The sequence below is a fragment of the Pontibacter mucosus genome (assembly GCF_003054055.1).
GTDB classification, from domain to species: Bacteria; Bacteroidota; Bacteroidia; order Cytophagales; family Hymenobacteraceae; genus Pontibacter; species Pontibacter mucosus.
Window position 1 is genome coordinate 92,948 of sequence record NZ_QBKI01000012.1, and the last position, 16,002, is coordinate 108,949.

Annotated in this window: 12 protein-coding genes; 8 read left to right on the plus strand and 4 right to left on the minus strand. The window is 51.6% G+C overall.

The window, feature by feature from the left end; translation table 11 throughout:
* Positions 1-196 precede the first annotated feature (196 nt).
* Together ald and C8N40_RS19830 are read left to right on the plus strand one after the other, a co-directional pair.
* Entirely contained in the window at positions 197-1,309 is a 1,113-nt protein-coding gene (gene ald / locus C8N40_RS19825; protein ID WP_108213548.1) for an alanine dehydrogenase, read from the plus strand.
* Positions 1,310-1,462: 153 nt separating this feature from the next.
* Positions 1,463-3,340, plus strand: coding sequence for an LTA synthase family protein (locus C8N40_RS19830; RefSeq protein ID WP_108213549.1), 1,878 nt, complete (start codon positions 1,463-1,465; stop codon positions 3,338-3,340).
* 321 nt (positions 3,341-3,661) lie between these two features.
* Here C8N40_RS19830 and C8N40_RS19835 read toward each other — a convergent pair whose 3' ends face one another.
* Positions 3,662-4,111: a type I restriction enzyme HsdR N-terminal domain-containing protein gene (locus tag C8N40_RS19835; protein WP_108213550.1), complete on the minus strand. Its 450-nt coding sequence runs from the start codon at positions 4,109-4,111 to the stop codon at positions 3,662-3,664.
* 90 nt (positions 4,112-4,201) lie between these two features.
* Between C8N40_RS19835 and C8N40_RS19840 the strand changes: the two genes are divergently transcribed.
* Together C8N40_RS19840 and C8N40_RS19845 are read left to right on the plus strand one after the other, a co-directional pair.
* Entirely contained in the window at positions 4,202-4,975 is a 774-nt protein-coding gene (locus C8N40_RS19840; RefSeq protein WP_108213551.1) for an AMP nucleosidase, read from the plus strand.
* Positions 4,976-4,984: 9 nt separating this feature from the next.
* Positions 4,985-6,646, plus strand: a complete 1,662-nt coding sequence (locus C8N40_RS19845; protein ID WP_108213552.1) for an amidohydrolase — start codon at positions 4,985-4,987, stop codon at positions 6,644-6,646.
* Positions 6,647-7,066: 420 nt separating this feature from the next.
* Here C8N40_RS19845 and C8N40_RS19850 read toward each other — a convergent pair whose 3' ends face one another.
* The 3 genes from C8N40_RS19850 to C8N40_RS19860 are packed head-to-tail and all read right to left on the minus strand — an operon-like array spanning position 7,067 to position 11,422.
* The gene (locus C8N40_RS19850) at positions 7,067-8,398 is read right to left on the minus strand and encodes an MFS transporter (RefSeq protein WP_108213553.1); all 1,332 of its coding nucleotides are present in this window, start codon (positions 8,396-8,398) and stop codon (positions 7,067-7,069) included.
* A gap of 36 nt (positions 8,399-8,434) precedes the next feature.
* Positions 8,435-9,925 (minus strand): hypothetical protein, encoded by a 1,491-nt coding sequence (locus C8N40_RS19855; protein ID WP_108213554.1) that lies wholly within the window; start codon positions 9,923-9,925, stop codon positions 8,435-8,437.
* A 15-nt stretch (positions 9,926-9,940) separates the two neighbouring features.
* On the minus strand, positions 9,941-11,422 hold the full coding sequence (locus C8N40_RS19860; protein WP_108213555.1) for a hypothetical protein: 1,482 nt from the start codon (positions 11,420-11,422) through the stop codon (positions 9,941-9,943).
* 303 nt (positions 11,423-11,725) lie between these two features.
* On the opposite strand from C8N40_RS19860, the gene C8N40_RS23005 reads away from it, so the two are divergent.
* The 4 genes from C8N40_RS23005 to C8N40_RS19875 are packed head-to-tail and all read left to right on the plus strand — an operon-like array spanning position 11,726 to position 15,839.
* A complete protein-coding gene (locus tag C8N40_RS23005; protein WP_211318155.1) occupies positions 11,726-11,881 on the plus strand; it encodes a hypothetical protein in 156 nt (51 codons plus the stop codon).
* A 57-nt stretch (positions 11,882-11,938) separates the two neighbouring features.
* On the plus strand, positions 11,939-13,666 hold the full coding sequence (locus tag C8N40_RS19865; RefSeq protein ID WP_245905199.1) for an ABC transporter substrate-binding protein: 1,728 nt from the start codon (positions 11,939-11,941) through the stop codon (positions 13,664-13,666).
* A 5-nt stretch (positions 13,667-13,671) separates the two neighbouring features.
* Positions 13,672-14,757 carry an ABC transporter permease gene (locus C8N40_RS19870; RefSeq protein WP_108213556.1) on the plus strand — a complete coding sequence of 362 codons (1,086 nt, stop codon included), beginning with the start codon at positions 13,672-13,674 and terminating at the stop codon, positions 14,755-14,757.
* Complete coding sequence (locus C8N40_RS19875; RefSeq protein WP_108213557.1) at positions 14,754-15,839, plus strand: ABC transporter permease; 1,086 nt, start codon at positions 14,754-14,756, stop codon at positions 15,837-15,839. The genes C8N40_RS19870 and C8N40_RS19875 overlap by 4 nt, the downstream gene beginning before the upstream one ends.
* The last annotated feature ends 163 nt before the right edge of the window (positions 15,840-16,002 follow it).

Below are 16,002 nucleotides of genomic sequence, written 5' to 3' on the forward strand. Positions count from 1 at the left end.
ATCGCTGCCTTTTTTCATTTATAGCCCTTCCTAAACCGCACTGGAAAGCTGCTTAAATTGTATACTTTGAGCACATTTACCTGCTCTTCCTCAAGCGGTTATACTACATTCGGCAAGAACTATTTTATTTCAGCAAACTAATGGTATCTTTGCGCATCTAAATTCAAAAAACCTGTCAAATTAAACTGATTGCGATATGATAATCGGCGTTCCGAAGGAAATCAAGAATAATGAGAACCGCGTGGGCGTAACACCTGCCGGCGTAACTGAACTGGTGCGCAATGGCCACACCGTATATGTACAGGCTACTGCCGGCGAAGGCAGCGGCTTTGTGGATGCTGAGTACGAAGCAGCCGGTGCCACCATCCTTCCCAGCATTGAGGAAGTGTACGGTATCGCCGACATGATCGTGAAAGTAAAAGAGCCTATTGAGTCAGAGTATAACCTGGTAAAGGATAACCAACTGCTGTTCACCTACTTCCACTTTGCCTCCCATGAGCCGCTAACCACAGCCATGATTGAGCGCAACGCAGTGTGCCTTGCCTACGAAACCGTAGAGCGTGCTGACCGCAGCCTGCCGTTGCTGGTGCCGATGTCGGAGGTGGCTGGCCGTATGGCGGTGCAGCAAGGTGCCAAGTACCTGGAGAAGCCGCTGAAAGGACGTGGCATTCTGCTGGGTGGCGTACCGGGCGTTCGCCCTGCCAAAGTGCTGATCCTGGGTGGTGGCGTGGTGGGTACCAACGCAGCCAAGATTGCTGCCGGTATGGGCGCCGACGTAACCATTATGGACACAAACCTGGCCCGTCTCCGTTACCTGGACGATATCATGCCAGCCAACGTGAACACGCTCATGTCTAATGAGTATAATGTTCGCCAGTTGCTGCCAACGCACGACCTGATTATCGGGGCCGTGCTGATACCTGGTGCCAAGGCACCTCGCCTTATCACCAGAGACATGCTGAAGGATATGCGTCCGGGCACAGTGCTGGTTGACGTAGCCGTTGACCAGGGTGGCTGTATCGAAACCTGCAAGCCGACGACGCACGAGAACCCAACCTTCATCATCGACGACGTGGTGCACTACTGCGTGGCGAACATGCCGGGCGCGGTGCCTTATACTTCTACTCAGGCCCTTACCAACGCCACCATGCCGTATGTGCTGATGGTAGCCAACAAAGGCTGGAAGCAGGCTTGCGCCGATAACGCCGAGCTGAAGAAAGGCCTGAACGTGGTAAACGGCAAAGTGGTTTATGCTGGCGTGGCCGAGGCATTCAACCTGCCATACACTCCAGTGGAAGAAGTGCTGTAATAAGACAATACAAGTATAAGTGGGCGCCTTTTTGACTTTGTCAGGAAGGCGCTCTTATTTTTGTGCCACCGGGGAGTGTTAAATTGCGCTCCCCCGGCCTAAAGCCTGACCTGCCCCTGGCGGCAGGCTATACTTTAACACGAAAGAACCGCGATGTTCGACACGGCTTTTAAACTGATGCTGCGCCGCCTGGGCCTTTTGCTGGTGCTCTACACGCTGCTGCGTCTGCTCTTTTATATTTTCAATCCGGCAGAGTTTGCGGGTGCCGATGCAGGTAAGCTGCTGTTTGCCTTTGCCCACGGCCTGCGCTTCGATGTGGCGGCTATACTTATCACCAACGCAGTTTTTATACTGCTGTCGCTATTCCCGGTAGGTAACACGCTGCACCCTACGTACCAGCGGGTGCTGAAATGGGTATTTATACTTTGCAACGCCCCCTTTATAGCCCTTGCCATCGTGGATGTGGAGTTCTTCAAGTTCATAGGCCGCCGCACCAGCAACGAGCTTTTTTCCATCACCGGTGACATTACCAGCCAGTTAATTCAGTTGATGGGCTATTATTGGTACCTCACGCTGGGCTTTGTGCTGCTGGTACTTGGCCTGGCCAGGGCCTTCCCGAAGGCTCCTGCCCTGCCCTCGCCTGCTCCCAACGTATGGCTGCGTGGCCTGAGGCTGGTGCTGGTGGCGGGATTTGTGGTGCTTGGCATCCGGGGAGGCTTGCAGTTGAAGCCGCTCCGCCCCAGCCACGCTTTCATCGTGGAGCCGGCTGCCCTGGGCCACCTGACGCTCAACAGTCCCTTCACCTTCATCAAAGGCATCGGGCAAACCAGCCTGGAGCAGAAAAACTACTTCGAAACCGAGCAGAAGCTACTGCAAGCACTACAGTTTGACCCGCAAAATTATAACCAGGCCCAAGGTACTGCAGAAAAGCAGAATGTGGTGATTATCATCCTGGAGAGCTTTGCCGCCGAGTATGTGGGCGCGCTGAACAACGGCCAGGGCTATACGCCTTTCCTGGACTCGCTGGCCACGCAGGGGGTGCTCTTTCGGGATGCTTTTGCCAACGGCCGGAAATCCATCGAGTCGCTGCCCTCTATACTTGCCGGGATGCCCTCCCTGATGCCGGAGCCATTCATCACCTCCCCTTACCAAGCCAACGAAATCTACGGATTAGGTACTATTCTGCAGCAGGAGGGCTACCACACAGCCATGTTCCATGGGGCGGCCAACGGCTCGATGGGCTTCAACAATTTTGCTATCCGGGCGGGAATGCAGGAATACTATGGCTTGGATGAATACCCTTCCAGCCTGCGCAAGCAGGACTTCGACGGGCAATGGGGCATCTTTGACGAGCCCTACCTGCAGTATGTTTCGCGGGAGCTGACAGGCTTTCAGCAGCCGTTTATGGCTACACTGTTCACGCTGAGTTCGCACCAGCCTTATACCATCCCGGACAAGTATAAAGGCCGCTTCCCGAAAGGCGAGCTGGAGATACACGAGTCCATCGGTTACGCCGACCATGCGCTCCGGCAGTTCTTTAAGTCCGCCGCCCGGCAGCCCTGGTACGCTAACACCCTGTTTATACTTACCGCCGACCATACCCAGAAAAGTATAAACCCAGCCTATCAGAACGAGTTGGGCAACTTCCGGGTACCGCTGCTGTTGTTTCATTCTAACAAGAGTCTGGAAAGTATAGATGCTGGCAGAGTGGCGCAGCACGCCGACATTCCGGCCACGGTGGTTGATTTCCTGCAGGTTAAAACCGACAAGCTGCTGCCGTTCAGCAAATCCCTGCTCGACACGGCATCTACAGGCAATGCTATACTTTACAACGGCTCCTCTTACCTGCTCGTGCAACCAGAGGTAGTAACGATGCTTAGCCAGGACGATGCCCTGCAGTTCTATACTTTCCCTGATTTGGCACCTGCCTCCCCTGCCCTTCAGTCCGGGCAGTTGCTGAAGGCGCAAGTGCAGTATTTCCGAAACGGCCTGGTAAACAATCGGCTATACTTTTGGAAGGAGGAAATTTAGTTTTGAATGAGTGAATGAGTGAATAGGTGTGTGTTAAAACCCTGCACTCGCTCGCGTCCCGCGAGTGTGCGTTATTTTGGGGCCTCTGGCCACTATTTATACTATTATTGGATAACTCTATGATCTGGATATCGCTTTGCTCCGATTTGTCTGCCGCGAGCGTCCTCGCTCATGACAAGCTATTATTAGTGTTGGAGCTCTGGCCTATTTAGTACCTTATAGTACAGAAAGTATAGTATAGCGAGCGGCCAGAGGCCCCAAAATAACGCACACTCGCGGGACGCGAGCGAGATTAAGCCATTCACTCATCCACTCAATCACTCATTCAACATTGTACCTCGGTACCTCCTGCAGCGGCTCAAACGTGCGGGTTTCGAAGTTTACCTGCCAGCAGTAGTGCTGCAGGCCGTTGGAGATAACGACATACCTGGCGCGTAAGGTTTGGTTGTAGGTAGACACCTGCTTGATAACATCCTGCGTAATAGGTACATGAACGGCTTTGCACTCGAGCAACAGGTGGGGCTGGCCCTCCTGGTTGTAAACGCATAGGTCGGTACGCTTCTGCAGCTTGTTGTAGCGGGTGCCGCGCTCTATGCTGATCAGGCTTTTGGGGTAGCCGAGCGTGTTGATGAGGTAATGCACAAAATGCTGGCGCACCCATTCCTCCGGGGTCAGCACTACGTTTTTGCGGCGAAGTATATCAAAAATCAGATAATTAGAACCTGATTTCGTAACTTTGTAGTCAAAGGGAGGTAAATTGAGGGCATCCATACTGCAATTTAACCTTTTTCCTGCTACCTCCGCCCCAGTAGCCGCTGCTGCCAAGGCGGTTTTTTTGTACCTAACTAATCAGTAAAACCCATGAAAAGCAAAGAGGAAATAGTAAGCGACTGGCTGCCACGCTACACCGGTGTGCCCCTCGACGAGTTTGGGGAGTATATTCTGCTCACCAACTTTATAAACTACGTGCGCATGTTCGCCGACCGTTTCGGCGTGGAGATAAAGGGGCTCGACAAGCCCATGCAAACGGCCACGGCCAACAACATCACCATCATCAACTTTGGCATGGGCAGTGCCATGGCGGCTACCGTGATGGACCTGCTCTCGGCCATTAAGCCTAAAGCGGCCCTATTCCTGGGCAAGTGCGGCGGCCTGAAAAAGAAAACGCAGATTGGCGACCTTATACTTCCGATTGCAGCCATCCGCGGCGAGGGTACCTCCGACGATTACCTGCCACCGGAAATCCCGGCCCTGCCCTCGTTCCGCCTGCAGCGCGCCGTTTCCTCCATGATCAAGAAGCACGAGATGGACTACTGGACCGGCACGGTGTATACTACCAACCGCCGCGTGTGGGAGCACGACGACGACTTTAAGGATTACCTGCGCCAGATCCGCGCCATGGGCATCGACATGGAAACGGCCACTATCTTTACCGTAGGCTTTATCAACGAGATCCCGCACGGTGCCCTGCTGCTGGTGTCTGATAACCCGATGATTCCGGAGGGCGTGAAGACCTCAGAAAGTGACAAACTTGTGACAACCAACTACGTGGAGAAACACCTGAGCATCGGCATCGACTCGTTGCTGGAGCTTATCAACTCCGGAGAATCCGTAAAACATATGCGTTTCGAGTAAACCAACACTATGACCAGAACCTTACGCACCCTTGCCGCCGCCCTCCTGCTGGGTGGCACTCTGTTAGGCAGCTGCACCAGCTCTAACTCAGGCTCCGAAACAGCCGACCTGATCGTCTACAACGGAAACGTGTACACGGTTAATGACAACTTCGATAAGGCAGAGGCCTTCGCCGTGAAAGACGGAAAGATTGTGGCCGTTGGCACTTCGGAGGAGATCCGCGGCAAGTACAAAGCCGCCGAGGAACTGGACGCTGAAGGTAAAACCATCTACCCCGGCTTTATCGACGCCCACGCCCACTTCTACCGCTACGGCTTATCGTTGCAGTCGGCTGACCTGGTGGATACGGAGTCGTTTAAGGAAGTGGTGCAAAAGGTGGCGGATCACCGCCAGAAGTACCCCGAGGCTGACTGGATTACCGGCCGTGGCTGGGACCAGAATGACTGGCCTGTGAAGGAGTTCCCGACCAAGGACACGCTGGACCTGCTCTTCCCCGACACGCCGGTGCTGCTGACGCGCATCGACGGGCACGCGGCGCTGGCAAACCAAAAAGCCCTGGAACTGGCGGGTGTAACGCCGCAAACCAAACTGGTAGGTGGCCTGGTGGAAGTGGAGAACGGCAAGATGACGGGTATACTGGTTGATAATGCCATCGATTTGGTGTCCTCTAAAATCCCGGCACCGACAGAAGAGGAAAACCGCGAGGCGCTGAAAATAGCGGAGGCGAACACCTTTGCCTTTGGCCTGACGACAGTGGATGACGCGGGAATCGACAAAGCCACTGTGGATTTAATAGACGACATGCACCGGAAGGGCGAGCTGCAGATGCGCGTATACGCCATGCTGAACCCTACCCAAGGCAACCAGGACCACTACTTTAAGAACGGACCCCACAAAACCGACCGGCTGAATGTGCGCTCTTTCAAGATATACTCTGATGGCGCACTGGGGTCAAGAGGCGCCTGCCTGCTGGAGCCCTACCACGACAAGCACGGCCAGTACGGCTTTTTGCTGGCATCGGAGCAGGAGTTCCGCGATATCGCTGCCAAGCTGAATGAGCACGGCTTCCAGATGAACACCCACGCTATCGGCGACTCGGCCAACCGCCTATTGCTGGACATTTACGGGGAGGTGCTGGGAGGCGAAAACGACAAGCGCTGGCGCATCGAGCACGCCCAAATCATCAACCCTGCCGACATGGCCAAGTTTGGCAAGTATAACATCATCCCGTCGGTGCAGCCTACACATGCCACCTCCGATATGTACTGGGCCGGCGACAGGCTGGGCAAGGAGCGCGTAAAGCACGCCTATCCGTTTAAAGAGCTGATGGAGCAGAACGGCTACATCCCGCTTGGCACCGACTTCCCGGTTGAAAGTATAAATCCGTTTTATACTTTCCACTCGGCCGTGGCGCGGCAGGATGCGAAAAACTGGCCCGAGGGAGGTTTCCAGATGGAGAACGCCATGAGCCGGGAAGATGCGCTGCGCGGCATGACCATCTGGGCTGCTAAGTCTAACTTCGAGGAGAACGAGAAAGGAAGTATAGAGCCAGGCAAGTTTGCTGATTTTATACTTTTGGACCGCGACCTGATGACCGTAGCGCCGGAGCAGATGCGCGAAGCCCAGGTACTACGCACCTACCTCGATGGCAAGCTGGTGTACAAGAAATAAGAGTTGGAGAGTTTAGGAGTTTGAGAGTTTAGGAGGTAAGAATGCTCTCTCGTTAGAAACAGAAAGTCCGCTGAGGTTTATACTTCAGCGGACTTTTCATTTAGGGTAAGTATGGAGGCTCTGTTTGATTAAAGTATAAAACTCCCGTTGCAATTAAGTGCTTTGGTGAAGCTGTAAACATGCCGCTCCTCTCAGGAGGAGAATTTCTTCACCTATACTCTGAGTCCCCTCCTCTGGACTAACCAAAACGCGAGTTTTGAGTTAGCGAGCGTAGCTCTAAGGGGTGGGTTCATCGCAATTGAGGTTACAAAGTATAAAGTATAGCTCAAGCACAGGTCAACAATGAATGCAAGGCATTTTATACTTCCAATGTCTTTGTCCTTTGTCAAATAGTCTTTTGTCTAATCACTAAAAGTATAACTACTTGCCGCCAAGGGCGTGGGCACTTTCCGGCTGCGCCTCCAGCACCCGCTTGCTCCGCATCATCAGCAGGAACAGCAGCCCCAGGGCAAAGAACGTAATCAGGGCCATGATGCTGTTGCGCATAGAGCCTGTTATCTGTGCAATCATACCGTAGGCGAAGGTGCCCAGCACAATGGAGATTTTCTCGGTCACGTCATAAAAACTAAAGTAGGAGGCGTGGTCTTTTGTCGTGGCCGGAATCAGCTTGGAGTAGGTAGAGCGCGACAGCGACTGTATGCCGCCCATCACAGATCCCACCACAGCCGCCAGCGCATAAAACTGCAGCTGCCCGTGCGTAAAGTATGCCCCGATGCAGATGCCTATCCAAACCAGCACCGCCACAATCAGCGCCCGCACGTTTCCATACTTTTCGGAGAGCCTGGCAAAGGCATACGCACCGGCGATGGCCACCAGTTGTATGATAAGAATGGTGATGATGAGCACATCGCTTGGCAGGCGCAGCTCCACCTCCCCGAAGATGGCAGCCAGGTACATCACCGTCTGCACGCCCATGTTGTAGAAGAAGTAAGCCAGCAGGAAACGTTTGAGCAGCGGCAGGCCTTTTACCTGGTCCAGCACTTTCTTGAGCTCCTTAAAGCCATTCAGTATCCAGCTGCCCTGCGGTTTGCGGTTGTACACGTTTCCGGGCAGGTGGTAAAACGTATACTGCGCAAAGCCCAGCCACCAGATGCCTGTGCTCAGAAAGGCAATGCGGGGCGGCAGCGAGGTATTATCCGCGGCGATGCCAAACCAACTGGGTTTCATGATCATCGCCAGGTTAAAAACCAGCAGGATCACGCTGCCAATATAGCCCATCGAAAAGCCCCTGGCGCTCAGGCGGTCGTATTGGTCCTCGGTGGCAATCTCAGGCAGATACGCGTTGTAGAACACAATGCTGCCGCTAAAGCCGATGGTAGCCAGCACGAAAAGTATAACCGACAGGTTAAACGTTTCGGCAGTGAAAAAGTATAAACCCGCGCAGGAAAGCGACCCCAGGTAACAGAACAGCTGCAGGAACAGCTTTTTGCGCCCGCTGTAGTCGGCAATGGCCGTCAGAAACGGGCTCATGAACGCGATAATTAGGAAAGCGGCCGAAATGGCGTACGTAAACAGCACCGAGCTATCCAGTTCAAACCCCAGGAAGTTTACCACGGAACTGCCGTCCGGTTTTCTGGCTACCGCGCTGAAGTAAATCGGGAAAATGGTGGAGGTGATAACAAGCGAGTAAACCGAGTTGGCCCAGTCATAGAAACACCAGGCCCTGGTAACGGTGGGGTTGTTCTTTTCCATGTCGAAAAGTAGTAAAAATAACGCAGCCAGCCACCACTACAGCAGCTGCTCGCGCCGTTTTAGTAATTGCACCGCCAGTTCCCAGAGGTGCTCGTAAGGCACGATTTCTACCTCCGTGAAGGCATCTCCGGGAAGTGGCGTTGCCTTTAGTTTTTCGAGCAGTTCTTTTCCTTGCACACGTGCATCGATGCTGCTTTTAGTAAGCACCAGCAGCAATAAGCGCAGAAAAAGACGGGGCCGTTCAGCCTTCTCCCCTTTCAGGTGCTTGCTCGTATACTTTCGCACGCGCTCTGCATGCAGGGCGAGGTCCTCTACATGCGGGGCGGCCAGCTTCTCCAGCACATCCAGCACCAGCAAAGCCAGGTTGAAGCCAACTTTATCGTTCGGCAGGATGAGCAGCCTGGTCGTGATCCCGGTGGATAAAGCTTGTAATTGCTCCTCGCGTACCTGCTCCACTACAAAGGCAAAATAGCGCCTGTACAGCTCCCAGCGCTCAATACTGCTGTCCCCGAGTTTTCTCAAGTGCTCGCCTTCTATCACCTCCTTCAGCAAGTTCTCAGCCAGCTTGTACTGTTTGCTGTGCATGGCGAGCAGCACATAGTTCTCCATAAAAGCAAACCAGTTGGCGGAGTATTTTCCAAAAAGCTTGATGTTCTCGGCTGCTAACCTGAGGCCTTTTTCATACTGCCTGCTTTGCAAAAGGGCGTAAATAACGATATAGGAATTGAATTTCCGGTTATACCAGCTCGTACTTACCTTTTTTGCCTCAACCAATGCCTCTGCCTGAGCTATAGACTCCACTATTTTGGAATACTCCCCTAATTGCTCAAGATAAGCTGTATTCAGCACATGCCACCTAGAGAAAACCCTGGAAGAACCTGATTTTTCCCATAGCTCCCACAGTCTTGCAAGTGCGCCAGGAAATAATTCTAGCATTTTGGATTTCTCCGCTGTATACCCTTTCAGGATCGCCATCATCTCATCATAAAGAAATTGGGCGTCACGTTCCTGGGCTTGAACGCTGTATAAACCCATCAGATCCTCATTATACTTGGCAAGGTCTTTACGCTTTGCCAAATCTTGGTAAATAGCCTTTATTCCCTCCAAAGCCCTTATGTGCATCTCCGTATTGTCATGTTCTGCGGCAATCTGGGCAACTTGTTCTAAAAGCTTAGTTGCAAGCTTCAACTCAGAATGCAACATCAACGCCTGTGCCTGCGTGAGGAGGGAGAGACAAGCGTAAGTTGACTCATTTGCACTCTTCAGGTTATCAACCGATTGGTAGAGAAAGTATAGGTGGTTATATAATTTTTTCCGGAACCGATACTTTAGCGTTCGGTATGTTCCGGTAAGTTTCTCACTTCCATATATCTCCTTTGCCACCGCCTCATCAGAGTAAGTGTTGTTATTTTTTAACAGATGAAAAAGCTTGGACTCAAGGGTACTATCCTCCTGTATGTTTATTAAGGGAGAAGTGGCAGGAGTATTCTCGTCAATGATCCTGATTAGCCTCTGTAGTTCCTTCATTATGATTGAAATGTCCTACTTGTAATGCGTTTGCAGTGTATCCAGAATATGTTCCCAAAGGTGTTCATACGGAACAATCTCGATTTCGGCATAGGCGTCGCCAGGTATAGGGGTCTCGATAAGTTTCTGATACAACTTGTGGCCTTTCTTCCTACACGATTCCACATCATAATCTTCTGTAACAATCAGGATCAGCAACTTCAAAAATATCTTGCTCCGAAGGCTGAATGTATCTTTTAAGTGGGTGAGAATGTATTTTTTGAGACTCTCGATTCGATATAGCAAGGCTTCTGTGTCTCTTTTCTGAAGGTAGTAGACAAACTGAAGTATAAGTATAGCCACGTTAAAACCTTGCTTGTCTTTACTGTACTCCGGCAATGAGAGCAAAAACGGGTTAATCAGGTTAGATGAAGCTGCGTTAGACTGGTTTAGCATCACATAGTAAGCCTGGTATATTCTCCATCTCTCTTTCGCTGCTACAGAAAGTTTATCCATCAAACTGTTACTGAATACCTGGTGCAGTGTAACCTCCGCCAAATCATAGTTCTTGCTATGGGTAGCCAGTAAGAAGAAGTTTTCCTGGAATGAGAACCAGTTAATACTCTTCTCATCAAAAAACTTAACAAACTCCTTTGCATACCTCAGGCCGGCAGTATACTTCTTTAGCCTGAGGTGCGCGTACACCAGAATAAACTTGTTGTACAGGCTGTCAAATCTGTGCTGGTTAACAGCTCCCTCCGCTATTAGCCTTTCCGATTCAAAGGTGAGCTGAAGTATCCTGTCGAAGTCGCCGATTAACTCAAAGTATAGCATGGAAAGCTTGTAGTAAGAGTTAAATGCCTCATAAGTACCTGCTCTTTCCCATAATTTTTTTACGGCTTCTACTTTCGCATTCAGGCTGGCAACTATGTTCTTCCTGCTCTTAACACTCTTGAAAACAGATACTCTTACAGATTGGTAAATACTTTGAGCTTCCCTCTCAGCGAGCTTTTTGTATAAAAAATCATTATAAAGCTCCAGATGCCTATCGTACGCCTTCTGCTTTCCGGTAAAAGAAAGTGCTGCTAAAATAATTTCATAGGCAAGAACCTTCTGGTTTGTAAAAGAGTATTCATCTGACACAGCTATGACTTTATTAGCCAGCTCGGCTGCCAGAATAAACTTATGGTTACGGAATAAAACATTCGCTTTTAATAAGACCTGCTGGCAGAATTGCTCCTTTCTGTATACTAAATTTGTTTCAGTGTCTTCATACTCATATAAAAGTAATAGATCGTATAATTTGCTTTTAACTCTGTGCTTAAGCATTTTGTACCTGAAGTCGTCAGGAGAGGTATTGTAGAGTTCCTGAGCTAGTGCTGCATCGCTTGCATGTACCCCATTGGCTATGAGGTGTATAAATCTATACTCTTTGCTTTCTTTTCGCCCCTTTTTAAAGAGACTTTCCTTGTTGTAACCCGTCTTTAGAACGTCAACTAACTGTACAAGCTCTTCCAAACCCTAAAATTTATCTATATAGTTATAGTTACTTTAAAATCGTATATTGACTTTACAAATAAAGTAATGCAAAGCTAATTTTCCAGACTAATATAGCTTATTTTGAATGCTTAAGTTACTTTTTTGCTTTTTTTAACTTTTAGTACTTACAGCAAATAATTAGCTATAAGCACTTAGGATATTCAAAAAAGTGTAAAATATAATTATTTAATAATCAGATTATAGTTACCTAATAGTATAAACATTCCTTTTAAGGGCAGTAATTTTAACCAACCTTTGCGTATCACTTAAACATTAAAAGACATGATCGAGCTACTTATCTCTATCTTCATTGCACTGGTTAGTCCATCAAACCCTACTAACACTGCTACTACTACCAAACAGACCCAGCAAACAAACTCTACGGAGACCGTTTCTGCATTTGGCGGCACTGGAACTTGGATAGATAAAGAGCAATAGGCTTTTGTCTGATTTTCCCTAACTTGCCCTTGAAATCTTTTAGCCAAGGGTAAGTACATGAGGAAGATCAACGTAGCACTAACCTGCTTTCTCCTATTACTTTTTACATTCTGTAGCCAGCCCGAGCGCGCACCTGAAGAGGTGCGGGTAAGGATATCGACTGACCCGGAAACGTTAAGTCCGGTCAGCTATAACCATGGAAGCGCACTACAGATACTGAACCTGCTGTTTCAGAGCTTGCTGGGTGCTGACCTGGGCACAAATGAAATCAAGCCTTTTTTGGCTGAGAACATGCCCATGGTGGAGCGACAGGACTCCCTGACGCTTTTTACCTACACTATCAGGGAAGAAGCGGAATGGACCGACGGCAGCCCTGTTACGGCCAAGGATGTAGCCTTCACGCTGAAGGTGGCGAAAGCCCCGTTGCTAAACAACGAGAGCCTGAGGCCTCAGCTAGAGTTCATCCAGGACATCAGGATCGATGCAGAAAACCCACGGCGCTTCACGTTTGTGTGCGCTGGTTATGCTCCGGAAATGGAGTTGCTCACAGGCGACTTCTTCATACTTCCGGCATACCTGTACGACCCTGAGAACCTGCTGCAGCACCTTGCTGTAGCAACCCTGAACGGAGATCTTTCCGAGCTGGAAAACGATGAGAAACTAAAAGAATTCGCGGCCAGGTTTAACGCGCCTGCTTTTGGGCAAGACCCAAAACTGCTGCAAGGCAGTGGCGGTTATACCTTGGAGAACTGGGAAAAAGGACAATACCTGACGCTGACGCGCAAAAAAGATTGGTGGGGGAACAACACATCTAACACACAACATCTGACAGCCATTCCGCAGCGCGTCAGCTTCCAGGTAATCCCGGACGTTACGACGGCACTCCTTGCCCTGAAAAACAGGCAACTGGATGTGCTGGAAAGTATACCGGCAGCCGAGTTCGAGCAGCTTAAAAATCAGGACTCCTTTCTGCAGGACTATGCCCTGCACACGCCCGACGCCTACGAGTTTGTGTATGCCGGCCTTAACACCAGGCGCCCTAAATTCGCCGACAAGCGCACCCGCCAGGCCATAGCCCACCTGCTGGGCACCGAGAGTGTGGTAAAAGTGGCGATGCAGAACTACGCCACCCCTACGGCCGGTCCCGTTCCGCCTTCTATCCCGGACCTTTACAACAGCAACCTGCAGCCTTATACTTTCGATGCCGAAAAGGTAACGAACTTGCTGAAGGCCGCCGGCTGGGCACAAGAGCAGGGAGGATGGTATCAAACCCTCAACGGAAAGCGGGAGCAACTAACGCTGGAGGTCATGTATCGTGCTGGCTCAGCCACTTACGAAAATGCAGCCGTTATACTTCAGCAGAACGCAGCCAGGTTGGGAATTCCGGTACAGGTACAGGCTGTGGAAAGCAGCCTGCTGGCCAGCAAATCCCGGCAGCACGACTTCGATTTATTCTACCGCTCGCTGGGTGGTAATCCTTTTGCCTTTAATTTTAAGCCGCTGCTGCACACCCAGTATGCCGCCGAAGGCGGTTTAAACTACACCGGCTTCGGCACACCGGAAAGCGACCGGATACTCGATAAAATCAGCAGCACGATTAACTCCCGCGAGGAGTTGGCAGAACTACTGAAGCGACTGCAGGCGATCCTGCACGAGGAGGCCGCCATCATCCCCATGTACTATGTAAAGGAGCGCGTGGCGATTCATCGCCGGTTTACCAACGCCAAAATTTCCGGCCTCAGACCCAACTACGACGTTAGCGCCTTTACTTTAAAAGAAGAATAGGCTGTATGTTCCCTTATCTGCTCAGGAAACTACTGTTGGCCATACCCGCCATCTGGCTGCTTGGTACGCTGGTGTTTCTGTTGAGCAGGCTGCTGCCGGGTTCCTTTGCCGAGGAGCGGCTGCTGAACCAGGAGGGCGGTTTTTACAGCAAAGGAAGTCAGAGTAGCCGGGAAGGAGCGTTAAGGCAGTACCAGGAAAGGACGGGGCAAAACCTTCCTGTTTTCTATGTTGGCCTCGCCTCTCAGGATGAAAGTCCAGGCATTTCCCTTTTCCCGAAAGTTAGCTGGCACGGCACCGATAACCAGTACCACCGCTGGCTCAAAGGCATCTTCACCGGGGACCTGGGTACCTCCTACCGCACGGGCCTGCCTGTGCTGGACATGATCTGGAAAAGCATTGGCAATACGTTCTGGCTCTTGCTGGCAAGTATGGTAGTTACCCTTATACTTGCGCTGGAGCTTAGCATCCTGATGGCACGCGAGCGACTGAGGTGGCTGCGCAGCCTGGTGCTGCCCATACTTTTCTTCATCGATAGCATCCCGATGCTGGTGCTGTCACTGTTGTTGCTGGTACTGCTGGCCAACCCCGATTTTTTGCAGATCTTTCCGGTTTATGGCATGGGTTATTTCGTGCCGGGGCAGCTTGGCTTCTGGCAGGAGGTGGGGCAGCGGCTGCAATATATGGCCTTGCCGCACCTGGCACTCGTGCTGGTTAACCTGCCTTATATTACCAACCAGGTCTACAGTTCGCTGCAGGCTGCCCTGCAGGCCGATTATACCCGCACGGCCAGGGCAAAGGGCCTGCCCGAGCGCCTGGTTATCCGGCGGCACGCGCTGCGCAACGCCCTCCTGCCCCTTATCACCATCGTGTCCGATTTTTTGCCCGCCCTTGTTAGCGGCTCTATACTTGTAGAAACGATCTTCGCCATTCCGGGCATTGGCCGGTTGCTCGTAGAGTCGGTGCTGGCGCGGGACTACCCGGTGCTGGTGGCCATTGTGCTGGTCGTGCTGGTGGTGCGGATGGTTGCTTACGCGCTGGCAGACACGGCCTACGCGCTGGCAGACCCACGACTTAAACCAAAGCTGGCATGAGGTACGCCTGGCAAAGTATAAAACCGCTGTGGCAGCGCAAAACCGGCTTCAGGCTGGCGCTGATCTACCTGGCGCTGATCTTCCTGCTCACCCTGATACTGCCACTGCTTCCGCTCCCCTACCCGCCTGAGTACCTCGACCTGGAACACCCTTACCTGGCACCGTTCACCCCGGCGGCCCTGGAAAGCGGGCATCCGCTGGGGACCGACGGCCTGGGCCGGGATTTGCTGGCCAATACGCTTTACGGCGCACGCACCGCCTTCCTAATCAGCTTGCCGGTGATGCTACTGGCTACCGGAATAGGCATCGTGCTGGGCACAGCGGCAGGTTATTTCGGGAACAATGGCTTAAGGCATCCGCTGCACAGGTTGTTTTTCTACTTACTGGCTGTGCCGGTGGTGGCAAACTACGGGCTATACATCCCGTGGCAAGTATACCAGCAGGGAGCGGCACTCTCCTACTTCTGGTGGGCGCTGATTATACTTTGCGGATCGCTTTTGGCTTTGTGGTTGCTGTTCAGGTGGCTCGGAAAAAGACATGCTATCTGGAGCAGCAGTGTAGCTGTTCCCGTGGACAAGGGCGTGATGCGGCTGACAGAGGCCTTAAACTCTATCCCGCGCTTTGTACTGATTCTGGTGCTGGCATCTTTTCTGCCGCCGTCCCTGCCCCTGCTGTCGCTGCTGCTGGTTTTCACGCTATGGCCCGGGACCGCCCGCCTGGCCCGGGCGGAGATGCTTCGGATAAAGGAACTGCCATACTTTGAGGCGGCCATAAGTATAGGCAATACCCCCACGCGATTACTTTGGCGGCACGCGCTCCCGAACCTTGTTGGCCCGACGCTGGTTGCTTTTACTTTTGGGCTGGGGGGCGTGCTGGCACTGGAGTCTTCCCTGTCCTTTCTGAACATCGGTGTGCCCAGCTCGCTTGTGAGCTGGGGCCGAACCATTGCCGGCATACGGAACAACACCTCTGCCTGGTGGCTGGTTGCCTTTCCCGGAGGGCTTTTAAGCCTTACGGTACTGGCACTTTATACCTGCAGCAATTATTTCATGCAGATTTTTAGCTCAAAAAGCCGGGTATAAAACGTTACTTTAAGACACTTTTTCACTCAAAAATACACTCTTTTCTTCTTGCAGAAGGTATGGCGAACAATTAGCTACACACCTATTTCCGTTACTATTAGGGGTTTTGGGCTTTTAGACGGAGCTAGCACCTGTTATTGAGCATGTACTCAGCAACAACAAT